General features: G+C 64.2%; 16 protein-coding genes. 2 read left to right on the top strand and 14 right to left on the bottom strand.

The features are described from left to right. Window positions 1-4: 4 nt before the first annotated feature. From AB4Y31_RS02095 to tssF, 3 genes are all read right to left on the bottom strand, one after another. On the bottom strand, window positions 5-763 hold the full coding sequence (locus tag AB4Y31_RS02095; RefSeq protein ID WP_368673424.1) for a DUF4123 domain-containing protein: 759 nt from the start codon (window positions 761-763) through the stop codon (window positions 5-7). Between the two features lie 138 nt (window positions 764-901). Then, window positions 902-3391, bottom strand: a complete 2490-nt coding sequence (locus AB4Y31_RS02090; RefSeq protein ID WP_368672495.1) for a type VI secretion system Vgr family protein — start codon at window positions 3389-3391, stop codon at window positions 902-904. A gap of 138 nt (window positions 3392-3529) precedes the next feature. Further along, window positions 3530-5338 (bottom strand): type VI secretion system baseplate subunit TssF, encoded by a 1809-nt coding sequence (gene tssF / locus AB4Y31_RS02085; protein ID WP_368672494.1) that lies wholly within the window; start codon window positions 5336-5338, stop codon window positions 3530-3532. A 511-nt stretch (window positions 5339-5849) separates the two neighbouring features. Here tssF and AB4Y31_RS02080 point away from each other — a divergent pair. Further along, window positions 5850-6677: a hypothetical protein gene (locus tag AB4Y31_RS02080; RefSeq protein WP_368672493.1), complete on the top strand. Its 828-nt coding sequence runs from the start codon at window positions 5850-5852 to the stop codon at window positions 6675-6677. Window positions 6678-6803: 126 nt separating this feature from the next. On the opposite strand, the gene AB4Y31_RS02075 is transcribed toward AB4Y31_RS02080, so the two are convergent. Further along, window positions 6804-8525, bottom strand: a complete 1722-nt coding sequence (locus AB4Y31_RS02075) for an FAD-dependent oxidoreductase (protein ID WP_368672492.1) — start codon at window positions 8523-8525, stop codon at window positions 6804-6806. Between the two features lie 148 nt (window positions 8526-8673). Next, window positions 8674-9312 carry a DapH/DapD/GlmU-related protein gene (locus AB4Y31_RS02070; protein ID WP_368672491.1) on the bottom strand — a complete coding sequence of 213 codons (639 nt, stop codon included), beginning with the start codon at window positions 9310-9312 and terminating at the stop codon, window positions 8674-8676. Between the two features lie 244 nt (window positions 9313-9556). Here AB4Y31_RS02070 and AB4Y31_RS02065 point away from each other — a divergent pair, with 244 nt between their 5' ends. Continuing rightward, window positions 9557-10180: a hypothetical protein gene (locus AB4Y31_RS02065; RefSeq protein ID WP_368672490.1), complete on the top strand. Its 624-nt coding sequence runs from the start codon at window positions 9557-9559 to the stop codon at window positions 10178-10180. A gap of 28 nt (window positions 10181-10208) precedes the next feature. On the opposite strand, the gene AB4Y31_RS02060 is transcribed toward AB4Y31_RS02065, so the two are convergent. From AB4Y31_RS02060 to gmd, 9 genes are all read right to left on the bottom strand, one after another. After that, the gene (locus AB4Y31_RS02060) at window positions 10209-11096 is read right to left on the bottom strand and encodes a transglutaminase N-terminal domain-containing protein (protein WP_368672489.1); all 888 of its coding nucleotides are present in this window, start codon (window positions 11094-11096) and stop codon (window positions 10209-10211) included. Next, entirely contained in the window at window positions 11093-13777 is a 2685-nt protein-coding gene (locus tag AB4Y31_RS02055; protein ID WP_368672488.1) for a circularly permuted type 2 ATP-grasp protein, read from the bottom strand. Before AB4Y31_RS02055 ends, AB4Y31_RS02060 begins: the two co-directional genes overlap by 4 nt. A gap of 9 nt (window positions 13778-13786) precedes the next feature. Beyond that, window positions 13787-17329 (bottom strand): DUF2126 domain-containing protein, encoded by a 3543-nt coding sequence (locus tag AB4Y31_RS02050; protein WP_368672487.1) that lies wholly within the window; start codon window positions 17327-17329, stop codon window positions 13787-13789. Window positions 17330-17386: 57 nt separating this feature from the next. After that, a complete protein-coding gene (locus AB4Y31_RS02045; RefSeq protein ID WP_368672486.1) occupies window positions 17387-18394 on the bottom strand; it encodes an alpha-E domain-containing protein in 1008 nt (335 codons plus the stop codon). Window positions 18395-18478: 84 nt separating this feature from the next. Beyond that, window positions 18479-19951 (bottom strand): circularly permuted type 2 ATP-grasp protein, encoded by a 1473-nt coding sequence (locus AB4Y31_RS02040; protein ID WP_368672485.1) that lies wholly within the window; start codon window positions 19949-19951, stop codon window positions 18479-18481. Window positions 19952-20233: 282 nt separating this feature from the next. Continuing rightward, on the bottom strand, window positions 20234-21532 hold the full coding sequence (locus tag AB4Y31_RS02035; protein WP_368672484.1) for a glycosyltransferase WbuB: 1299 nt from the start codon (window positions 21530-21532) through the stop codon (window positions 20234-20236). Further along, window positions 21529-22716 (bottom strand): glycosyltransferase family 4 protein, encoded by a 1188-nt coding sequence (locus tag AB4Y31_RS02030; protein ID WP_368672483.1) that lies wholly within the window; start codon window positions 22714-22716, stop codon window positions 21529-21531. Before AB4Y31_RS02030 ends, AB4Y31_RS02035 begins: the two co-directional genes overlap by 4 nt. A gap of 6 nt (window positions 22717-22722) precedes the next feature. Further along, window positions 22723-23676: a GDP-L-fucose synthase family protein gene (locus AB4Y31_RS02025; RefSeq protein ID WP_368672482.1), complete on the bottom strand. Its 954-nt coding sequence runs from the start codon at window positions 23674-23676 to the stop codon at window positions 22723-22725. A gap of 9 nt (window positions 23677-23685) precedes the next feature. Further along, window positions 23686-24807, bottom strand: coding sequence for a GDP-mannose 4,6-dehydratase (gene gmd / locus AB4Y31_RS02020; protein WP_368672481.1), 1122 nt, complete (start codon window positions 24805-24807; stop codon window positions 23686-23688). Window positions 24808-24843 lie beyond the last annotated feature (36 nt).

Genomic DNA, 24843 nt, shown 5'->3' with positions numbered 1-24843 from the left:
GGTTTTACGCGACACGGGCCGTTGTTCCCGCTCCTCGGAAATCGTCGAGAGTGAGCTGCGCCTTGACGTCGCGCCAGGCCACTTTGCCTCTAACAAGTGCTGGCCAGACCTCCACTACCGCGGGATGCTGTTCGAGCGCTTGGCCGTATCGCAGGCAATGCCATGCGTAGTCGATAAGTGCGTCTGCATTGCGCAGCCAGCCGCGCCGGACCACTTCAGAAAAAATGCGATCCAGTTCCGCTGGCAGGCGCACCGCTTCTTCCACGGACATCGCCGATAATCGCTCCACTACGCTCGCCGCAATCTCACTGCAGTTGATGCGCGGCCACTGATCCGGCCTCGGCCACGCCGGCACATGCCCGTCCATTTCGTCCGCGAGCGTCCCGGGACCACTAACCCGCCACTGATGTCCCGCCCATGCAAACTGCCAATCCTTCACTGGACCAAGCATCGCCGTGCGCTGAATTGGATCAAGAACGGCGAGCGCCAGGCTCAGTACCCGCGGATCGTAGTAGCGCCAGAAGACGGGCCTGCCGTCTTCACCTGGTCCGACGAGGTAGCGTGCGATATGGCGAGCCAGTTCGTCGACGTCTCCTTCGCTGTCGAGCCACGCGCAGATCAGAGGGGGGCGGTGCGCTGCGGCCTCATCGCGCCAGATATCGCTCACCCTTTCCTGCTGATCACGCTCGAGCGATGCCAAATCGACAAGCCGCGGCATCAGCTCTTCGCGATGCGTCAGCGCGCGCGGCGTGCACGGATGCATAGCAAGTGGCTGCAAGATGGGCTCATAGCTTATCGTCGCCGGTTCGATCAGCAAAAAGCCGTGCGTGAGCGGCAGCGACGGCTCGGGTATAACTTGCATCGGTGGGAGTTTGCTCATATGTACGCGACCGTGCCGAAGTTACGTAAGAGCAACGGACGCTGCGCCACTCTGTGCCGCTCCGCTCGACAGCGAGGAGCACAGGTCCGCGCCCGGAAAAGTCGCGGGTATGCTCTGGGGCCCCATCGTGGCGTGATTGCCCGCATGCACGATGTTCTCGCCCGGCGTGAAGCCCTTGATGCCTTCCGCGCTGATCACGAGTTCGCTGTTACCCGCGTGCAGGCGGATGCCCTGCTTCGCCGTGAGGTTGATCCAGTCCGTCGTGCTGATGATCGACACGACCTTCTTCGCCAACAGTTCGAGGTCATCGTTTTGCGCCTGTACCTGGACCTTGCCGCTCGCGGCGATGAGCTTCATACCCATTCGATGCGCGAAGACTGAGAACTTCTCAGAGACGCTGGCAAGCAGCGACTTGCCCGTGGCAATCGAGACGTTCTCGCCAGAAGTGATGGCGACGTGTTGTCCACCGGTGAGGTGCGCCGTCGCCGGCGTAGTGACTGCCGTCCCCGCAGCGCCCGCGAGGAGCAAATGTGCTTCGTCGAGCTCGGGAAATGAGCCGTCGCCAGTCGCGCCGCTAATGCCCTTGATTCCGTCGACCTGCGACTGCAACGCATCGGCGACACTCGTCTGGTCGGCCCCACTGTCTTGCGCCTGATGCTGTTGCGCAAGCTTGCCGAGCTGTCCTTGCAGCCTGCCGGCCTTCGCAAGCCGAGATGCAGGCTCGCTCACGTCCGAGATATGCGCCGTCCCGTGCGGCCGTACTTCGGTGCTCACGAGCATGCCCTTGCCCGAGCGGATCGCGCCGACGGCATCGGTACGCAACTCAAAACCCTCACCCCGCGCATCCTGACGCCCCCACCAGTTCTCGATACGCGTGATGCTGCCCAGCGAGAGCTGACTGGCCGCATGATCGCTGCGTAGCTGCGTCTGGATGGCATTCGCCGTATCGTCGAAGAGCAAGTGATTGCTGCGACCCGACGCGGCATTACCCGCATCGCCGTTCAGCTCGCGGCTGCGGATACCCGTGAGCGCGCGCTGCTGCGGCAGTTGCCAAGCAGCGAGGTTCTTCGCGTTCATCACGCGTCCCGTGATCACGGGACGGTCGGGATTGCCGTCGAGCCATTGCACGATGACTTCCGAGCCAATGCGAGGCAGCGCAACCATCCCTTGGCTACCGCCGGCCCACGCACTCGACACGCGCACCCACGTGGTGTTCGCCCCTTCCCGATCCCAATGGAAGCGCACCAGGCAGCGCCCGTGCTCATCCGTATAGAGGCTCTCGCCGGGCGGCCCCACGACAGTTGCCGTCTGCGGCGCGAGAATCCGCGTGTCGACGCTGCTATAACCGCGAGGCGGCCGCCACGGCGTGCTCCGGCTGACGCAGGTGAATTCGTTGCGATACGTCGCCGCGGCGCCCGTCCCCTGCAAGTAGTTGTTCGTCGCAACGTGGCGAGTCGACACAATTAGAAACTCACTGTCTTGCCGCGCGCCGTTCAGTGACGAGCCATAGTGATCGGTCAGCCGAAACCAGCGGCCCGGCATGATGAAGCGGCAGTTGCCGGCCCCGGCGAACTGCCGGGCGCCAGCGGCAATCGCGTCGATCCGGCGCGCAGCCTGCCGCGCGCCGTCGCGCGAATCGCAATAGCCGTACGCCCCCGCGTACTCGTACCACTCGAGCTTCGGCCCCCGGCCGTTCCAGCCGTCGATCTGCGCATCGGCTACGCCCGAAACCGTGCCCGGGTTGATCCCCGGGTTCTTGAAGTCGGCCCGCGTCAGCGCCGTATGCGTGGACGTCACCTGCTGAATCGGCGACCACGACGCAATGCCGTCCGCCTCGAGCGATCCGGCCTCGTTCTGAAACTCGATATCGGGCGTCTCGCCATCGATCGCGGGCACGACTCGCGTCGGGTCCGCCACGATGAGTTGATGAGAGTCGGCCGCATGCTCGTACCAGTACGTCAGGCCCGCGTGCTCCCACCGCCGATGCAAGTAGTTGTGATCGTCCTCATCGAACTGGCACGCCATCGTCATGGGCGGATCCGCCTCGCGCACCCGCCAATCCCACATGGGCAGCGCGCCGTAATCCTGGAACAAGGTGGCCGCTTGACCGCGCAAACTCATGTCGCGCAACACGCGGTTGTTCTTGCGGTATTTCAGGTAGCGCAGCCATGGCGCGACTTGCGCCTCGTAGAACGCAATGCCGCCATCGGTTTTGAGATGCCGGAACGCGAATATGTACCCGCTGAAATACCGCACGCTGCCGTCATTGCGTAGCAATTGGACATAAATCAATCTTCCCGTGAAATCGTTAACGTCGAGATGCGCGTTATCGGACAGTATCTCGACGGCAAATTCGAAATCGCGGGATAAGTACTCATTTCCCTCCAAGCGATTGACGAGCAAAACGTCGTAGGGCGCGTCGCCTTTCGGAAATTTCAGCTTGAGCAACCGATTGTGCTGAAGCCCGGAGGCAAGAGTCCGCAGGTCTTGCGCGGAAAGACGTGTATCCATCGTAGTGCTGACAGGTGCGATCGCGGGATTCTACTGAGGAAATTGCATAAGCGAAACCTATTAGAAGTGTCAGTCGGCCCAATTCGGAAAATTCTTAAAACCGCAAAGGTAAACGTTTCGCTCCGCAGCGTTAAATATTCAAAGAATCGGTGTCGCTCCCATCAGCGGCTTGCCGCGCCAAAGTTCGATCCCGTATTTCCCGGAAATCATGACCAACTGTACAAAGCTGTATTCCGGCGCATAGGGCGTGAAGAACCGCTCCATTACACCGGCGAAAACGGCAATGCTATGCGCTGCGAACGCTTGGTCGCTGATCGTCAGCGTGATTTCGATCCCGCGAACGAACCCCGGCTGTGGCTGCATCACCAACCACTGCATCACGGATCGCCGGGCAAGATGCGTGACGCCATCGATCTGGTTGGCAGGCATTCGCGAAAGGCCCGCGAACTGACGGAACATCTCCTTCAGTTCGTCGAGTCCTTTCGGGTTGAGTCTCACCGGCTGCGGTACTTGCATTGAAATGAGGCGCCAAAGCGAGCCATCGGTCCGAGGCAGGCTGCCCACGGGCGTGGGCGTATGCAGCAGCGTGATCTTTTCCGCGACGGCATCGCGCTCCATCGCCAGGTCGCCCTCTGGCGCGCCCACTGGCAGGGAATGCGGCAGATCGCCGTTCGAACACGTCACATCGACGGTCAATTGGCCGACGTCCGTTGCCATCGACTTGCCATCGGCTCCGGCGAGGCTGAGCGCGGCCGGGCTCGCACCGCGAAGCCACCGATCGGCATTACGCGGAATGAATATCCACCGTGGGTCGTTCAGCCCAGCCGAGCCGCCGATCAACGACGTCAACGGACGGATCTCCTTTCCATCGGCAACGCGCACTGCGTCGACGGACCAAGCCTCAGTTGGCGCACTACCCTTGCGCTCGACATTGATCGGCCATACGCCTGTCTGCCGCTCCCGCGTAAGGGGCACGTTCGCCTCGGCGAACAAATTCACGACGGGCGTGCAGAACAGCTTGAAATGGCTCGGGGACACCTGCATCAGGCGATGCGCATTCCAAGAGTCCGGGTGAACGTCCCGTACTGCAAGATGCAGCGTGACGTTGCGTCCGTCGCCGGCGGCGCGAAGCAGCGCCGCGAAGTCGATATCAATGAAGTCGAAGCGCTCCGGAAACGCGAAATACTCGCTCAGCAATTGAAACGAAGTACTCGCGTGATCAGCAGGAACCAGCCCCTCGTGCGTGCCAAACCCCGCAGCCGCGACAGGCACGGTCTCGAGCCGTCTCCAACGCCCGGCACTGTCCTCCACATAGGCCGCAGCCGTGCGCAGCAACATGGTGTCCATGACGGACGTCACGACTTCGCGCGAGCCCGCAAGAAGCATGCGGACGGTGGACGGCAACGTCATATTGGGTTGCCCGGCGCGCACGGCCGCGCTGAATGCGATCGACAGCATGCCGCTCGTATCCGGAGGCAGCGTTACGCCGGACGGTGCGCTCGGCATCGGCAAGTACCGCGCATTCTCAATACTTAGCGGTGCGAGTACGACGTCACAGACCGTGCTGAAATAACATTTGCCCGCCTTCGTCAATAGTTCGGTCCCGCGCGGGACGGTGACCGGCCGCGCCCGGTTCTCGAACATGCCGGCAATGTCGAACTGCGCAATCGAGCACGAGGGAAACGGCCGCAGGTACTGCGGATAAATGATGCTCAACAGCAGCTCCGCGAGCTCGGGGTAGTCGTCGTCGATCCTTGCGCTGATACGCGCCGCCAGGAACGCGAACGACTGCATCATCCGCTCGACGTGGGGATCCTCCGACTGTCCGCCGCTGATCGACAGGCGGGCCGCGGCTCTCGGGTACTGTTCGGCGAAGCTCTCTAAGCTGCGGCGGAGTAGCGCGAGCTCGCGTTCGTAGTAGTGCAGCAGCTGGTCGTCGTCGATCATCGAATAGGGATAGGTAGTGGTTGCGGCAAGCCTCGACAGGCCCGGCTCGCTGACTGATTGACGCCTGAAGGCGCCGTTTGAGCTGCATTGCCAGCGCGAGTCGCTACATTAGTTCGTCCGAAGTCTCGGTCGGCCATCGCGCGAAAAAATAGGACTGACGCACGCTCTGGGGCGGTTCGCTTCGAGGTCGCTTGCGATCAGCGAGAGGCATGTTGGTCCGTCGCCGGCCTCCTCGCACGACAAAAAGTATAAAGTTCCGGTAACCAAGCGAACGTTTTTGCAATCGAATAGAAAACCCATGCGAATTCTCTTTTTTGCTAACGATCTTGGCGGCGGCAACGCACTATTGCCACTCATAGGCAAAGCCGGAACAAGTGTGAATCGATGCTTTCTGGTTGCGATGGGGCCGTCTTTTGACCTATGGAAGACAAGCGGGCTCAATCCATTCAAAGCAAATCCAAAGACATTTCGCATAAAAATTCACGCGCTTATCGACAAGCATCGACCGGACGTGATCGTCACGGGAACAAGCATCGGCTCGCGATTCGAGCACATCGTTTGGAGCGAGGCAAAGCGCGCCCGCATTCCGACGCTCGCGATCATAGACGGCTGGGTAAAGATTCGCGATCGCTTTCTTGGCGAGGATCGACGCCGAGCAGTGCCCGAGCGTTTCGGCGTAGTGGACCTTCACATCAAGCGGACCGTCGTTCGAACATGCAAGGTATCCCCGTCGAGAATCGACGTGGTCGGCCATCCGCACTTGCAGGCGATCACGGCCGATCTTCGCCGCGAAAGGCGTGCACGAGCGATCCAATCTTGCTCCACGATCGGATTTTTCTCGACGCCATTGGTAGATAGTGAATCGACTCACGGCATTGCCGCGGCCAATGATTTGGTTCGTCAGCTAGCCGCTCGCCCGGGAATCAAGCTGTTGATCAAGCCTCATCCGCGCGAGCGCATCGAGCCATGGAAGGAATGGATTGCAAGCGTACATGCGCACCCAATCCACCCGGCAATGGAGGTCTGCATAGCGGATAGCCTGCCGACCAAACAAATTCTCAAAGACGTCGATATAGCAATCGGCTTGCCGACGTCGGTAATGATTGAAGCGGCATTCGCCGCGATTCCCGTCATCATCCTCGAGCCGAACGAGTGGTCTCATCGGAATCCTGCCATCGATCGCTACCTCAGCGACCGCGTCGCGCGAACCTCCGACGAGCTGATCCGAAAAATGGACGCCTTGGCGTCAACTGAAGAGACGGGCATCTTCGACGATGCGATCACGCGTGAAGCCGATTCACGTGCAATGAGAGCGGTACGCATGCGGGCCAAGGCGTAGGGCGTCACTGCCCACTACCCTTAGCTTTCGCGATCGGACACGTGCCGAGAGATCGATACCCTCACGGCACTACATGCGTCTCGGCTCCACGCCTTTGCTCAAATCGTCAAAGACCGTCGAGACGTCTCACTCCTTCGCGACATGCGAAAGCGTCGCCGCGGCAAACGGCAGCGAATCGACAGACGAAGACACCCCCGCCCCCATGCCGATCCGCGCATCGTTCGCCGCGACGGCATCGGGCTTGCCGAGCAGGCTCGCGAGGCGCTCGGCCAAACGAAGCGCGAGCGCGGTGATCGTGATTGTCGGAAAGTTCGCGCCGACGCTCGGAAACACCGAGCTTCCCGCGATATGGAGGTTGGTCACGCCGTGCACGGCGCAGTGCCTGTCGACTACGCCTTCGCGCGGCGAATCGTGCATGCGCGTCGTGCCCATGTGATGCCAGGTGCCTTCGAGCCCCGACGGCCATTCGCGCCCCTGGAGCGGCTCGTCGAGTTTGACCTCGGCCACGCCCCCGGCACGCAGCTCTTCGGCAACGAGCTCGAACGTGCGGTCGAACGTGCGCTGCACGAGTTCGTCGAGCAGCCAGGCGACTCTCACGCGCGGCATCCCGAGCGCATCGCGGTCGGTGCCGAGCGTCACGCGGCTGTCGGGGTTGGGTGCCGCCTCGACGATCGCTTGCAGTCTGACGTCGGTGATGAGCGAGCGCGGCTGCAATAGTCGCGTGAGCAGAAAGCCGGCCGTATCGATCGGATGCGCGGCCATCGTCTCGAGATCGTCGGCCAGCCTCCAGCCCGGTTGCTCCTTCTTCAGCAGCGCCTGCTTGCAGCGGATCAGCGCCTCGGCACCAGCGCTGCCCTCGCCGTAAAAGAGCGAGAAGAACCAGACGCGCGCGTTGAGCAGCCGCTCGCGCGTCAGTACCTCGGGCGTGAGCGCGAACTGCGAGGAAATCGGCGTGCCGTGCGCGGAAACAGCGGCGTTCTGATAGTGGAACTTGATGTCGTAGAGCTTATTGCGCGCCCACTCGTCGGAGAAGCGCACGCTCGCCGACATGATGCGCGGGTGATCCATGAAAAAGCGGCCGACGATATCGTGTCCGTTGCCGAGCCCGGCCGGCTGCGTGCGATTCGAGGCCAGAAGAAGCCGTGCGTTTTCGATGCCGCCCGCGGCCAACACGTAGTGCTTGGCGACGAAAGTGAGGCGGCGACCCGTGAGGGTCGCCGCATCGATGCGCGCGACACGTGCGCCATCGAGATTCGTCTCGATGTTGACCGCATTCGCATGGAGAAACACACGCACGAATGGCGATCGCTCGAGATCCTTGCGATAGAGCTTGCCGAAACGCGCGGGCGGGCTGAACTGCGCGACTGTATCGCGCACGTTGCCGGTCACGAAGGGGATGCGACGCACGTCGGGGCGGTTGATCGCCCCTTCCCAGAACGCCGGGTCGAAGGTATTCGGGCCGAGCTTGAGCAGCGCATGCGTGCGCGCATAGTATGGCGCGAGCTCGTCGAGCCCGAAGGGCCAGCCGCTGTGAGGCACCCAGTCGCGCTTCTCGAAGTCCCATGGGTCGAGCGGACGGCACCAGCCGCCCCAGCAGTTGCTGCTACCGCCCAGATAGCGGCTGCGGCTGCCGTCGGCGAACGTGTATGGCAGCCCGACATTCTCTCCGCGATAAAGGTCTCGGGTTTCGTCATCGGGTTTGTACCCGCCGCTTTCGAGCAGGCAGGTGTCGATGCCCATGCGGTTCAATTCGAGCGCGAGCGTGATCCCCGCTACGCCAGCGCCGATGATACAAACCGTCGTCTCTACCTGGTACCCCTCATCGACGGTACGTGTGTCGATAAACATGGTATTCCCCTTGTTTCTTGTGATCTTCGTTCGCGTGAGCCGTGGGCATCGGCCAACATGGCGCAGCTTGCTGCCAACGCGCACCGCGCGCAGCGAGCTACGCATACGATCTGAGCAAAGAGCTTTCCGCTTCGCATGCTGCGAAACATCAGGAGTTGAAGCGCTTGCGCAGGAATCGGCAGGGATTGCCGCCGTAAACGCCTTCCGGCGCGAGCGATCGATGCACGACAGAGAGCGGCGTGACGACGGCCGAACGGCCGATGGTGACGCCCATTTGTACGACGCATTTGGAGGTGATCCACACCCCGTCTTCAATGACGATCGGCGCTACGCGCAGATCCATCGTCGTGCTCATGTCGTGCGAGCCGGCAGTAAGGAACGTGCCTTGCGAGATGCATACATGCGACCCAATGCGGATGGGCGCTTGGTTATATATCCATACGTCGACTCCGAACCAGCAGTGATCCCCCACTTCCAGATTCCAAGGTGCTTTGACACGCAGCGGATGCACGAAGCGGCAACCCGTGCCGATCCGCGCGCCGAACAGGCGCAACAGCGCCACACGCAGCGCCGAGCTGGGCACGAGCTTGTTGTTGATGATGCAAGCTTCGACGAGGAACCAGATCGCCTCGATCAATACGCCGCGCCTCGCGACGTAATTGCCCTTGCCGGCCCGCGACAGATCGACGACGCGGCCCGTCTTTCGTCCCGACCACTGACGCCGCTCGAAATCATCTTCTCGCGCTTGCGCGCCAACTACGCTTTCCTGCTCGATATGGCTTTCCATCGCCAATTGCCCTCGAATATCCTCGTATGTTTGCGATGTTTTTTCTTATCACCGACGAAACTCATTATTGGCTGGGCCGTCTATCGAGCTTTGTAGGCGTCCGCACCAATGGCGGCTTCGGGCGGTGTTTTGGCGGCGCCGGGCGTGGGACGCGCGCGACGATGAACGAACGACATTGAGCCGCTCAAGGAGTCCATCTGTGTCATTACTACTATGTGCACGATCGTCATTCGACATTGAGTCAGTGCCCATCCGGTCATTCCCGATCGGGTCATTCCCGACGAGGCGTGCCCGCGGGCATGAGCCTCGCAAAGCCGTTGCGCTGACGCGTGTCGCGCGCGCCGCCTGCATTGCGCTCGCACTTGCCGCGGCCGCGCCCGTCGCCGCCCAGCAAGCCCAGCAGCAAGGCGCGGGCGCGAATGCGGCCGCGGGGAACGATCGCGCGGCGGCGCGCGGCGAAAACGAGCCTTTACGTGGTGTTAGCAAGGAAGATGCACTGCTCGGAGGCCCCGGCGCCTATCGCGACCCCTATCGCTCGCAATACGACGCGGGGGAAACCGGCGAATCAGATCTGATGAAAGCCGAGCGCGTGCCGAACGGCGCCACCGATCAAGGTGCGAAGGGTTACGACCCGCTGCCGCCGGGCGGACGGCGACAGCTTGGACGCGCGGCAGGCCCGGCGGCCGATGCGGGTGGAGTGGGCGCCGGTGGCGGCGCCGGCGCGGGCAATGTGGCTGTCGCGGGTGGCAACGGCGCGCCCGGCGCCGCACCGCCCGATACGGCGCAACAGGCCGCGAAGTCGCTCTACAGTGACCCGTTCGGCGGCGCGAAGGGCGCGGCACAGAAGGTCTATCACACGCCCTGGTAAGGCGACGCGCCGTGGCCCTCGTTGGGTTTCAACCCGCGGCGACGCTCACGGCGACGTCGACGCTGTGCTCGCCTCCGCCCAGGATGATTCCGCGCAGCAACGACACGTCGCTATAGTCGCGGCCTCGCGCGAGCGTCACATGATTGAGATCGGCGAGCACGTCGTTGGTCGGATCGAGGTCGATCCAGCCCGTGCCCGGGCAAAATATCGACACCCACGCATGCGACGCATCCGCACCCACCAGTCGCGGCTCGTCTGACGGCGGCAACGTGCGCAGGTATCCGCTCACATAACGCGCGCTCAATCCGAGCGAACGCAAGCAACCGATCATCACCTGCGCGAAGTCTTGACAGACGCCATGCCGCAGATCGAATGCACGCATCGCGGGCGTATCGAATGTGGTGGCCTGTGGCTTGTACTCGAAATCGGCATGAATCCTGTGCATCAGGTCGATTGCCGCCGCGGCGAGCGGCGTGCCGTTCGCGAAACTCGGAAGCGCGTAGGCGCGCAATTCAGGCTGGAGCGCAATGTTGGGCGACGCGAAGCGAAATTCGGTCTCGGGCACATAAGCGCCACCCGCGCGAAACCGCAACGCGTCGACGACGTCTTCCCAGGCGGGCGTTGCATCGGGATCGAGATCACGCCAGCGCGGCGTGAGCACGACGGTCGTCTCGCTCGTCAAGCGCAGACTCTCATGCGGTGTATCGAATGTGAAGTAGAGCAGTTCATTGCCGAATGCATCGACGCGTGAGGTGCTATAGGCGGGAGCCGGCTCGATCGTCTCCTCGTGCGTCACAACGCGCTGCCAGGGGCAATCGAGCGGCCTGATCGTCGCAAGATGCCGGGCCGTTTCGACGGGCGTCGAATAGCGATAGGTCGTCGCGTGCGAAACAGAAAGTGTGACTCGATCGCTCATGACGACACCTGTGAAGCAAGCGCGCCTTCGGCATGGATGAAGTAGCGCGCGCTGACCTCGTTGGAAGCCGCGGCAACATGTGCGGCCAATTGATCGCATAGCGCGAGCAGCGCAGCGTAGTGCCCCGCCTCATCGAGCGTGCAGAGCGCTTCGAGCGACGGCAGGGATTCGACAGGCGGCATCGACTCTCCGAAGGGCCGCCGATTCGCAGCACCCGCGGCCGCGGCGATCTCGTCGAGCTTTTTGCGCAATCGCTCGTAGACACCGTATAGGCCGCGCGGATTGGTCGGATCGACGACGATGAGATCGACGAGCGCGGGCACCTCGAGCCGCCCCGGATAAAGCGAGCGATAGGTGAGCGTGCTGTCGAAGAGTTGCAGCAACAGATCGAAGCCGGCGGGCGTCGCAAGCGTTCCCGCATCAGTCACGACGTGCAGAAACGCCGTCATCGCGATGACGCGCTCGATGTGACGCCCCGCAAATAGCAGCCGCCATGCCTCGTCGCGTACCATGCGATCGCCCTGCGCGCCGCTGATCGCCGAGAGCTGCATCGCAAGCACCTCGAGCGCGTTCATTAGTGCGACGCGATCGTAACGATCGTAGCGATCATGCCGTGGCGAATCGCCTCGGGCCTGCGGCGACGGCGCGCCGTGCACGGCGCCCTGCACGGCGGCGGGCACGAGCGACAGTGCGACGAGCGCATCGCGGAAATCGTTGCGCGCGGCGAGGATCGCCCGCCAGTGATCGTTCGACAGACGCGCACGAATTTCACCGCTCGCGCGCGCCTGGCTCGCCAGCACGTTTCCGACGCTCGCGATGCCCGAATGCTCGTGCAAGCTCGCGACGAGCGCGCGCTCGAATGCATGGCGCGTCTTGCAAGCATCGCCGTCGCCGCTCGCGATGAGCTCGAAGCGGCGTGCGAGCTCGGCGAGCGTCGGCAGCATCTCGTCGGAGTCGTGGCTTTCGAGCGAGCCCAGAATGAGCCGCGCGAGGCGCACGCTGTTCTCGGCGCGCTCACTATAGCGGCCGGCCCAGAAGAGGTTCTCCGCGGCGCGGCTCGAGACGGTGCGATGGCGGTGGCCGCGCGCGAGATCGCGCGGGCTCATCGGCGAAGGCAACAGCGAAAACGACGAACCGGGCTGACTGGAAAGCACCCATGTGTCGACGCTGCTGCCACCCGACTGCATCGAGACGCTCAACTGCCGCTCGTCGGCAAGGCGCGTGAAGCCGCCGGGGAACACGTGCCAGCCGCCGTCCTCGCCGGCGATTGCATAGGCGCGCAGCGTGCAGGGACGACGCGTAAGCGTGCCGTCCTGATAGCGCGGCGCGCATGAATAAGGCAATGGCGCCTGGATCGCGAACGCGTCGGGCCGCTCTTCAATGCGCTCGCGCCATTCGTCGAGGCGCTGCGGCCCCGCGGCGAGCCCGGGCGGCATGTCGGACGACGAGGGATGCGGCATGCCCGTCCATGCGGGTGCGAGCCACGCCTCGGAGAGTTGCGCGAAGGCTTGCTCGCGCACGGTTTCTTCGCCGCACCACCATGTCGCGATACCGGGCAGCACGAGGGTTTCGCCGAAGAGCGCGTCGGCGATGCCGGGCAGAAAGCCATGCAGCCCCGCCGATTCGAGAAAACCCGCGCCCGGCGAGTTCGACACGACCACATTGCCGGCACGCATGACCTGCAGCAGGCCCGGCACGCCGATCGTCGAATCGGCCCGCAGCTCGACCGGATCGCAAAAACTGTCGTCGAGCCGGCGCAGCATCCCGTGCACGCGCTCGAGCCCGGCGAGCGTCTTCAGATAGAGCTTGTCGCCGCGCACGGTGAGGTCGGTGCCTTCGACGAGCGTAAGCCCGAGGTATCGCGCGAGAAAGACATGCTCGAAATAGGTCTCGCTGAAGGGGCCGGGGCTCAGCAGCGCGATATGAGGCGAATCGCCGCGCTCGCGGCGCTCGTCGAGCGTCATCGTGGCCCGCGCCGATTTCGCGAGCGTCGCGATCAGCTGCGAGTACGACGGTGCCAGCCGCCTTACGCTCAAGGAGCGGAACGGCTCGGCGAAAAGCCCTGCGACGATGAGCCGGTTCTCGAGCGCATAGCCGAGGCCCGATGGCGCCTGCGTCCGATGTCCGATGACGGTCCATTCGCCGTTCGGGGCCCGCGCGAGATCGACGGCGACGATCTGCAGATAGCGCCCGCCGGGCGGCACATAGCCTCTGAGTGGCCGCAGATAGCCGGGATGACCGAAGACGAGCGCGGGCGGGATCAGGCCGCGCGCGAGCAGCGTCTGGCCACCGTAGGCGTCCGCCACGAGCGCTTCGAGAAGCCGCGCGCGCTGCGCCACGCCCCGCTCGATCGTCGCCCACTCGGCCTCGTCGACGATGAGCGGGAGCATATCGAGCGCCCAGGGACGCGGCTCGCCGTTGTCGACATAGACGTTGTAAGTAATGTCGTTATCGCGGATTTGCCCGTCGATCGACGCGGCCGCCTGCTCGAGGCCCGCGGCACCTTCCTCGCCGAGCAGGCCGAAGAAGCGCCGCCACGGCTCGCGAATCGAACCCGTCGCGTCGCGCAGCTCGTCCCAGTGGCCCCCGCGCGCGGGCGCGTCGCGCAACGAGGCGAGCACTTCGGCTGAATCGCTCGTCTCGGCTGCGGCATCGAACGGCAAAGTCGATTGAAAAGGCAAGGTCGTTCTTTATGGGGACGCCACTCCGTCATCAGCACTTGCGCGCCGCAGATCGAGCGTGAACGGCAACTCGAGGCTGCGCTCGCGCACCCTCACGACCACCGGCCCGGGCGTGTGGCCGATCGTGAAAAAGCGTGCGCGCCGCCGGCTCTGCGCTTCGTAAGCGTTGACGGGAAACGTCTGGTAATTGCGACCGCCCGGATGGGCGACATGATACTGGCATCCGGCCACGGCGCGGCAAGACCAGGTGTCGACGATGTCGAACGTCAGCGGCGCATGCGCACCGATCGTAGGATGCAACGAAGATGCCTGCTCCCATGCGCGAAACCGCACGCCGGCGACATACTCGCTCGCTCGGCCGGTCGGCTGCATGGGCAGCGGCACGCCGTTGACCGTCACAACGTGGCGATTGTCGTTCAAGCCGAGCGCGCGCACCTCGATGCGCTCGAGCGACGAATCGACGTAGCGGACGGTGCCGCCGATGGCCCCTTCTTCGCCCATCACGTGCCACGGCTCGAGCCCATGTCGCAACGTCAGCGCGATGCCGTCCGCCTGAAGCTCGCCGACGAGCGGAAAGCGGAACTCGAAGTGCGGCTCGAACCAGGCGGGATCGAACGCATAGCCTGCGGCGTTCATATCGGCGAGCACATCGTCGAAGTCCATTCGCAGGAACGTGCCGAGCATGAATCGATCGTGCAGCTCCGTGCCCCAGCGCGTGAGCCGCGTCGTGTAGGGCGCGCGCCAGAACCGCGCGACGAGCGCGCGCAACAGCAATTGCTGGACGAGACTCATGCGCGCGTGCGGCGGCATCTCGAAGCCGCGCAACTCGAGCAGACCGAGCCGGCCGGCAGGGCCGTCGGGCGAGTAGAGCTTGTCGATGCAGAACTCCGCGCGGTGCGTGTTGCCCGTCACGTCGATCAGAATGTTGCGCAGCGTCCGGTCGATGAGCCATGGCGGCACCCGTCCGGCTTCCTCGCGCGGAAAGCCCCCGTTCGATGCAAGCAGGTCAACCTGGCGCTGGATTTCTCGAAAGGCGACCTCGAGCTCGTATACCTGGTCGTTGCGCGCCTCGTCGACGCGCGGCGCCTGGCTCGTCGGGCCGATGAAAAGCCCTGAAAACAGGTATGACAGCGACGGGTGGTTGTGCCAATAGGCAATGAGGCTCGCAAGCAGATCCGGGCGGCGCAAAAACGGGCTGTCGGCCGGCGTCGCCGCGCCGAGGACCATGTGGTTACCGCCGCCCGTGCCCGTGTGGCGGCCATCGAGCATGAATTTCTCGGGCCCGAGATAGGACTCGCGCGCGGCTTCGTACAGAAACTCCGTGTGATCGACGAGTTGGCCCCAGCTCGAAGCCGGATGGATGTTGACTTCAACGACGCCGGGATCGGGCGTAACCTGCAGCATTTGGAGTCGTGCGTCGCGCGGCGGCGGATAGCCTTCGACGACGATTTGCATCCGCAAGTCGGCGGCCGTCGCCTCCACGGCGGCGAGCAGATCGAGGTAATCGTCGAGCACGGCGAGCGGCGGCATGAAGACGTATAGCGCGCGGCTGCCTTTGCCGTCCTCCGCTGCCTCCACCTGCGGGCCGGCCGCGCGCGCCGTCGCGCGCGCTTCGACAACGAGCGCCGTGCGCCGGATCCATGAAGCCGATTCGCCGCGCAGCGGCATGCGGCCTTCGGCGGCGCGGCTCTCGGTGCCCGCCGCGCCGGTGTTCATCGCGCGGCGCGATTGCGCATCGCTTTCTGCGACGCCTGCTTTGCCGTCTACCCCGCCTTGGCCACCCGCATCGTCGATCCCTGCCTGCGGTGCATACTGCGTGCGCAACTGCGCGGCGCGGCGCAACGGAGCCGGCGGTGCGAATGGATCATGTTCGTGCTGCCACGGATAGTCGGCTTCGGAGACCCAGGGCAGCGAGTCGAGCGGCAGGCGGTAGCCCATCGGCGAATCGCCGGGAATCAGATACATCCGCTCGTCGCGGAAAAACCAGGGGCCGGTCACCCATCGCGGGCCGCCGAAGGGCGGCGCCGTGCCCGGCGTGTCACGCTCGCGCGCCAGCGGCAGCGCATAGCCCGTCACGGCCGGCAACCCCGCATCGAAGACGCGGCGCAGCCGCACTCTTTCGAGCTCGTCGTCGAGCCGCGAATCGAACGGATCGACGTTGACGGGCAGACGCCGTTCGCGCCAGAGGTAGTACCAGACGTCCTCGTAACCGGCCTGGATGTGTTTCTCGTCGAGCGCGAGCTTCCCCGCGAGGTGGCGGATGAAGCGCTCGGCGTGCTCGGACGTGTATTCCATCGGCTCGCGCTCGTCCGCGAAGCGAGCCGGATCGTGCCAGCACGGCTCGCCGTCGGCGCGCCAGAAAAGCGAGAGCGCCCAGCGCGGCAACTGCTCGCCCGGATACCACTTGCCCTGCCCGACGTGCAAGAAGCCGTTCGCGCCGTAGCGCGCGCGCAGCTTGTCCATGAGCGCGACCGCGTAGCCGCGCTTCGTCGGACCGAGGGCGTCGGTGTTCCATTCGGGCGCGTCGCGATCGCGCACGCACACGAAGGTCGGCTCGCCGCCCATCGTGAGCCGGACATCCATCGCCGAGAGATCGGCATCGACCTGCCAGCCCATGAGCTCGACAGCGGCCCACTGGGCGTCGGTATAAGGCTTGGTGACGCGCGGCGTTTCGAGCATGCGCTCGATCGACATCGAATGCGTGAATTCGACCTCGCACTCGTCGAGCGCGCCCGAGATCGGCGCGGCGCTGCCGGGCTGCGGCGTGCAGGCGACGGGAATATGCCCCTCGCCGGCCAGCAGCCCCGATGTCGGATCGAGCCCGATCCAGCCGGCGCCCGGCAAGTAGACCTCGCACCAGGCGTGCAGGTCCGTGAAGTCCGCTTCGGCGCCGCTCGGACCGTCGATCGCTTTCTCATCGGGCGCAAGCTGCAGCAGATAGCCCGACACGAAGCGGGCCGCAAAGCCGAGCTGCCGCAGTGTCTGAACGAGAAGCCAGCCCGTGTCGCGGCACGAGCCCGAGGCCTTCTCGAGTGTTTCCTCGGGCGTCTGCACGCCGGGCTCCATGCGGATCAGATAGCCGACCTCGTGCGCGAGGCGTTGGTTGAGCTCGACGAGAAAATCGATCGTCTTGCGCGGCGTGCGTTCGATGCTATCGATGAACGCGGCGAAGCGCGGCGTCGCCTCCGCCGTGCGCGCGAGATACGGCGCGAGCTCGCCCTCGAGCTCCGGCGGATAGGCAAACGGAAACCGCTCCGCGTAGGGCTCCAGAAAGAAGTCGAACGGGTTGTAGACCGACATCTCGGCGACGAGGTCGACGGTCACACTGAATTCGCGCGTCGGTTCGGGAAAGACCAGCCGCGCCTGATAGTTCGCGAAGGCGTCTTGCTGCCAGTTGACGAAGTGATCGGCCGGCTCGACGCGCATCGAGTAGGAGAGGATCGGCGTGCGGCAGTGCGGCGCCGGACGCAGGCGGACGATTTGCGGGCCGAGGCCCACGAGCCGGTCATAGCGGTACTGCGTAACATGGTTTAACGCGACGCGGATCGACACGAAGGAACCTCGGTGCGGTGAGGAAAGGGAAATGCGCTCAGGACACTAACGGGGCGGTTACGCTTGATGCATCGATGCGGGCGCGGCATCGGGCTCGGGCTCGGGCTCGGGCGCGAGCGGTACGAGCAGGTCGCCGCTCACGCAACTCGCGAGCTCGTTCACGCGCGCGAGAAAGTTCGTCAGCCACGCATGAAGGCCGCCGCGCAAAATGTCGCCGATGCGAGAGGCGCACACATGCTCGTGCAGCTTGATCGCCATCGCTTCGGCCTGCGCGCTGCGCACATTTCGTACGCGCGCGAGAATCTGCCGCACTTCCTCGAGGCTGGCGGCGAGCGAGCGCGGCCAGTCGGCAAAGAGGATCAGGAGGTCCGCGATGCGCTCGGGCGTGATGACGTCGCGATAGACCTTACGGTAGACCTCGAAGCCCGAGACTGAGCGCAGCAGCGCCGCCCAATGGTAATAATCGAGCGACTGCGCGAGCGGCTGCGCGTTGCCGCCGCCGTGCTGCTCGATCATTTCGAACTTGACGTCGAGAATGCGCGCCGTATTGTCGGCGCGCTCGAGGAACGTGCCGAGGCGCATGAAGTAGAACGCTTCGTCTTTCACCATCGTGCCAAGCTGTACGCCGCGCGAGAGATGCGAGCGGAACTTCACCCATTCGAGGAACTCGCACGGATCGCGCGCGAGCACGCCGTCGGCGAGCATCCGCTGCGCATCGAGCCAGGTGGTGTTGAGCGTCTCCCAGAGCTCCGTCGTGATCGAGCCGCGCACGGCGCGCGCATTTTCGCGGGCGGCGCGCAGGCAGTTGATGATCGACGACAGGTTGTCGCGGTCGCTCGTCATGAACTCGATGACTTCGAGGCTTGCGAGTGTAGGATGCGCGGCGCAGTAGATGCCGGCAAGCTCGGAGATCGACAGCATGGCGCGCCAGCCGAGCGCCGCGTACTCCTCCGACTGCGGCAGCAGTGACATCTGATAGTTGGCATCGAGCATGCGAGCCGTATTCTCGGCGCGCTCGGTATAGCGAGCCATCCAGAAGAGATGGTCGGCGGTGCGGCTGAGCATGATTTCTCCAGAACGGCGTTGATCGATGAGCTTCCGCGGGCGCCCCGAACCCGATGCGGGGCGAATCCGGCGGCCACGCAGGTTTTATTGCTCGAGCACCCAGGTATCCTTTGTACCGCCTCCTTGCGACGAATTGACGACGAGCGAGCCTTCGCGCAGCGCGACGCGCGTCAAGCCCCCCGGCACCATGCGCACCTCGCTGCCCGACAGCACGAACGGGCGCAAATCGATATGGCGCGGGGCGATGCCCGCTTCGACGTAGGTCGGGCAGGTCGAAAGCGCGAGCGTCGGCTGCGCGATGTACTTGTCGGGGTGGGCGATCAGCACCGAGCGGAACGCTTCGATTTCGGCCTTTGTCGATGCCGGCCCGATCAGCATCCCGTAGCCGCCCGCGCCATGCGTTTCCTTCACCACGAGCTCGGACAGATGATCGAGCACGTAGCTCAGATCCTGCGGCTTGCGGCACATCCATGTCGGCACGTTGTTGAGGATCGGCTCCTCGCCGAGGTAGAAGCGGACCATGTCGGGGACGTACGGGTAGATCGACTTGTCGTCGGCGACACCCGTGCCGACCGCGTTCGCGAGCGTCACGTTGCCGGCGCGATAGGCGGCGAGCAGTCCCGCCGCGCCGAGCACCGAATCTGTCCGGAACACTTCGGGGTCGAGAAAATCGTCGTCTACGCGTCGATAAACGACATCGATGCGCTGCGGGCCCTGCGTGGTGCGCATATAGACAAAGCCGTCCTCGACGAAGAGATCTTTGCCCTCGACGAGCTCGACGCCCATCTGCTGCGCAAGAAAGGCGTGCTCGAAATAGGCCGAGTTATACATGCCGGGCGTGAGCACGACGATCGTCGGATCGTCGACGCCCTCGGGCGCCGCGGCGCGCAGCGTATCGAGCAGCAGGTCGGGATAGTGCGCGACGGGGGCGACGCGATTGCGCGCGAAGAGATCGGGGAAGAGCCGCATCATCATCTTGCGGTTCTCGAGCATATAGGAGACGCCCGACGGCACGCGCAGGTTGTCCTCCAATACGTAGAACTCGCCGACGCCCGCGCGCACGATGTCGATGCCGGCGACATGCGCGTAGACGCCGCGCGTCACGTCCACGCCTTCCATCTGCGGCCGATACTGCCCGTTGCCGACGATCTGCTCGGCCGGGATGATGCCGGCGCGCACGATCGTCTTGTCGTGATAGATGTCGTGGATGAAACGGTTCAGCGCGTTCACTCGTTGACGCAGGCCGCGCTCCAGTGCGGCCCATTCTTGCGCGGGGAAGATGCGCGGGATGACGTCGAACGGGATCGTGCGCTCCGTGCCGATGCCGGTTTCGTCCTTGGCGCCATAGACGGCGAATGTGATGCCGACCCGGCGGAAGTTGAGGTCCGCCTCCGCGCGCTTGTTGCTGATCTGCTGCTCGCTTTGCGCGCGCATCCAGGCGATGAACTCACGGTAATGCGTGCGCGGATCGCCCACTTCGAGAAAGGTCGCCGGCGAAACGCCCGCGGTGCCGGCGGCACTGCGCTCGAACATCTCGCTGAAGAAAGCTTGCGTCATGGCCGCTATCCATTGGATTTATCTGGACCAGCCACGGGCCGATGAGCCCGGCCGCGGCCCCTGGTAGAGCCTGTCGCCGCCCTGACGAGCGGTTGGGCGGGCAAACGCAAGTCGCGTGCCTATGCCGAAAAACCCCCATGGCACAGGCCGCTCAGCCGCCGAGCGAATACCAGTGCACGCCACTCGCGCACCGGCTTGATGCAAACCATCGAACCGCAAGCACCGTATTGGCGCATCGCCACGCAAATACTGAAAGCTTCCGGCTAGTACTGCTAACGGCTCCTATTCTCCACGCCCCGGCCGTAAACGCCGAATATGTCGAATCACGAAGCCTTCATGGGCGTCGGCAGGCCCCCTCGCCGCATGCGCGCACTCGACGAGCTTCGCCTCGATCGTGCCGAACACCGATGCCGGCGAAAGCGCCTCGAGCGCATACTGCCGCGCCGCGGCCCCAAGCACCGTGCGCCGCGGCGCATCGTCAGCCAGCGCCGCGATCGCCGACGCGAACGCCGCGGCATCGTCCGGCGCCACCACCAAGCCTCGCCCACTGACGACGTCGTAAAGCTCCGTGTCCGCCTGCGCCATCGCGACGATGGCGCGTCCGCTCGCCATCATCCCCGTCAGCTTCGACGGCATCACGAGATCGGCCGCATCCGCGCGCTGCGGCAGCGCGTGAATATCGGCAAGGTTCAAGAGCTCGTTCAAGCGTTCGGCGGGCTGCAGCGCGATGACCCGGCAGTTCGGCAAATTGGCGCAGCGCTGCGCGAGTTCAGCCTTCGTCGCGCCTTCCCCACAGAACACGAACCGGATGTCGGCACGACTGGCAAGCCGTTGCGCCGCCTCGGCAAGATACTCGATGCCCTGCTTCTTACCCATGTTGCCCGCGTATAGAACAACTTTCGCGTCATCGGGAATCGACAGCTCGCGCCGATAGGCACTCGGGCGATTGAGCGGGCGAATCGTCTCGGTATCGACCCAGTTCGGCGCGCAGAGCACGTTGTTGGCATCGATGCCGAGCGTGCGCAAGCGCTCGACCATCTTCGTGGAGATCGAAGAAACGACATTGAAACGCCTGAGCAGCGAACGCTCCACGGCACGCGCGAAGTGCGCCGCGCGCGCATTGTCGAGCAGCCCGAGACCGAAGGCGGCGTCTACCTCGAAGTCCTGAATGTGCAGCCAAGTCCGCGCGCCGGTGATGCGCGCGACGGCGAGCGCCGCGGGCGCGCACAACAGCGTCGGCGCGACGACCATGACGACATCGGGCCACCAGCGCAACTGCAACGCCATCGGAATCGCCGAAGTGAGCGCGAACGAGGTGAGATGCACGAGACGCTTGGCCCCGCTCGGCCGCGCCGGCACCCAGAGCGGCGCGCGCCAGATCTTCACGCCACGCCGCGCCTCCCGCCGGTACGCCCATGCGGACCACCCGTCGGCCACGCGCCATTCCGGGTAATACGGCGGCGCGGTGACGACGCGCACGTCGTGGCCGCGCGCCGCCAGCGCCTCCGCCATCTCCGCCGTGTATTTGCCGGTGCCGGTCAGCTCGGGCGCGTAATTGATGCCATAGACTAGCAGCCTCATTGTTCTAACCGCTGTGCGCTGGAAGCGGCCTCGCCGTCGCTCGTGCCGACGAGCATCGTCGCGCAGCCACGCGCGATATGGGAAGCCGCCGCACGCGGATCGAAGCGCGCGATTGTGCGCATGCACGCCCGTGCCGTCTGCGCGCTGTCGGCGAACTGGCGCAGCGCCGCGAGCAAGGTGTCGCGCAAGGCGGGAACGTTCCCCGCATCGAAAGCGAACCCGGTCTCGCCCTCGACAACGAGCTCGGGCACACACCCGCAACGCTCGCTGACGACGGCAGGGCAGCCATGGCTCAGCGCCTCGTTAACGACGAGCCCCCACGGCTCGCTGTAACTTGGCAAAACCAAGCAGGCCGCGCCGAAATACTCGTTCGAGAGCGGCTCGTCTTGCAGACTGCCCGTGAAATGCACGGCTTCGCGCACGCCGAGTGCATCGACCGACGCCTGCAGCGTGTCGTGCATCGGCCCGGTGCCGACGATGCGCAGCGTCGCATTCGGCACCGTCTCACGGACCTGCGCGAATGCCTCGAGCAGCGTATCGATGCCCTTCTCGGCGGAGAGGCGGCCGACATAAAGGAACACGGGTGCGTTGCCCTCGCGGCGCGCCAAACGCTCCTCGAACGCGCGCTCGGTCAAGAACGAGCGCGGCAGCGCGGCAGCCTGGCACGGCACGAAGATTCTGTCCCGCTTCGCGCCGAGCGACACCAGATATTCGCGGCTGCGCTCACCGAAGCCGAAGTAACCGTCGCACAACGCAAAGAAGATGCGCTTAGGCACCGAGGTCAGCAGACGCCGCGGCCGATCGCGCGCGGTGGAATCGCAGAATACGGCGCGACGCTTGCGCATGAGCACGCACGCGAAGAGCATCGCCCAGTATTCGGGCCGATGGTAGCCCGGCAGCACAATGAGGTCCGCCTTGGCCTTCATCACCTCCCAGGTGAGGCGGCCCATCATTTTCCACAACGGGACGTCTTCGTAACAGCCATCGAAGAGCTTTTGCATCGGATAGCGATGAAAAGAGTAATCGACATCCGAAAAGCCGATCCGGTCCGTTTCGGTATCGGCGATCTGCACCATCGAGTAGCGGATCGAGCCCGCCGTCGACAAGTTGTGCAGCGCCGTGAAAACTGCCCCCTTGTGGCGCGACCAAACCACGTTATGAAAGATTGTCACTGTTGCCATCATTTTTGATCATCCGTGCGAGGCAGCTTCAAGCACGCCATAACGTGAAAGGAAATCCTCGTAGGTCCGGGCGATCCCCTCCTCGAGGCCGATGCGGGCGCGCCATCCCATCTCGGCGAGCCGCGATACGTCGAGCAACTTTTGCGGAGTGCCGTCGGGCTTCGACGAATCGAAGACGAGCTCGCCTTCGTAGCCGACGATGCGCGTGATGCACTGCGCGAGCTCACGGATGGAGAGGTCCTCGCCGACACCGACGTTGTAGACACCCTCTCCCACGTCGCGCTCCAGCAGGAAACGCGTGGCATTCGCCAAATCGTCGACATGCAGAAACTCGCGCCGCGGCTTGCCCGTGCCCCAGACAGTCAGCGTCGGCGCTCCGGCCATCTTCGCTTCATGCGCCTTGCGGATCAGCGCCGGCAAGACGTGGCTGCCCTGCGGGTCGTAGTTGTCGTTGGGACCGTAGAGGTTCGTGGGCATCAACGAGACATAGTGCGTGCCGTACTGACTGTTGTAGGCGCTGCACATCTTGAGACCGGCGATCTTCGCGATCGCGTAAGCGTCGTTGGTCGGCTCGAGCGCCGAGCTCAGCAAATACTCCTCGCGAATAGGCTGCGGACAAAGCTTCGGATAAATGCACGACGAGCCGAAAAACACGAGCCGATCGACATTGGCGCGATAAGCCCCGTGGATCACGTTCGATTCGATCGCGAGGTTTTCGTAGATGAAGCGCGCCGGCTGTGAGGCATTGGCGAGAATGCCGCCGACGCGCGCGGCGGCGAGCAGCACGACATCGGGCCGAACGTCGTCGAGGAAGCGATTGACCGCGTGCTGATCGGTCAGGTCGAGATCGGCATGTGTGCGCACGACGAGGTTACGGTAACCGTTCGCGTCGAGCTCGCGCACGAGCGCCGAGCCGACCATGCCGCGATGACCGGCGACGTAGATGCGGGCGTCCTTGTCCATCGCAGTTCCTCATTCGTGGTGTTCGAGCGCCTTGAAGCCCGCGAGCGTCACGAGCGCATCTCGACGCGCGAGCTGATGATCGGCGCGGACCATTTCCCTCACGAGCGCATCGAAGGAAATGCGCGGTTTCCAGCCGAGCTTCTCGTGCGCCTTCGACGCATCGCCGAGCAGCGTCTCCACCTCGGTAGGACGGAAGTAGCGCGGATCGACGCGGACAATGACGTCGCCCGGCGCCATGCGCATGTCACGAGACGCGACGTGCTCGACAATGCCGACCTCGTCGACGCCCTTGCCCTCGAAGCGAACGGTGACGCCAAGCTCGGCGGCCGCACGCTGAACGAACTCGCGCACGCTGTACTGCTCGCCCGTCGCGATGACGAAGTCTTCCGGCTCGTCCTGTTGCAGCATCATCCACTGCATTTCGACGTAATCGCGGGCGTGCCCCCAGTCGCGCAGCGCCGAGAGATTGCCCAGGTACAGCTCCCTTTGCAGGCCCACGGCGATACGCGCGAGCGCACGCGTGATCTTGCGCGTGACGAACGTCTCGCCGCGCACGGGCGACTCGTGGTTGAAGAGAATGCCGTTGCAGGCATAGATCCCGTACGCTTCGCGATAGTTGACCGTCGTCCAGTAGGCGAAGAGCTTTGCCACGGCGTAGGGGCTGCGCGGATAGAACGGCGTCGTCTCGCGTTGCGGCACTTCGCGCACCAGGCCATACAGTTCTGAGGTCGAGGCCTGATAAAAGCGCGTCTTCTTCTCCATGCCGAGAATGCGAATTGCCTCGAGAATACGCAGCGCGCCGAGACCGTCGGCGTTCGCCGTATATTCGGGCTCGTCGAACGACACGGCGACGTGGCTCTGCGCGGCCAGGTTGTAGATCTCGTCGGGTTCGGCGTGCTGAATCACACGCAAGAGGCTCGCCGAATCGGTCAGGTCGCCATGATGGAGAAAGAACCTTGCACCGTCCTCGTCATGAGGATCGCGATACAAGTGATCGATACGGTCCGTGTTGAAGAGCGACGTGCGGCGCTTCAAGCCGTGAACGACGTACCCCTTCTCGAGCAGAAGCTCGGCGAGGTACGAGCCGTCTTGTCCCGTGATGCCGGTGATCAACGCGACCTTTTTCTTCATATTCAACCCCCTTGCTGTTGACGCCGCGCCGCCCAC

This window comes from Trinickia sp. EG282A (genome assembly GCF_040965455.1).
GTDB classification, from domain to species: Bacteria; Pseudomonadota; Gammaproteobacteria; order Burkholderiales; family Burkholderiaceae; genus Trinickia; species Trinickia symbiotica.
This window is presented reverse-complemented; position numbering and strand designations above follow the sequence as displayed.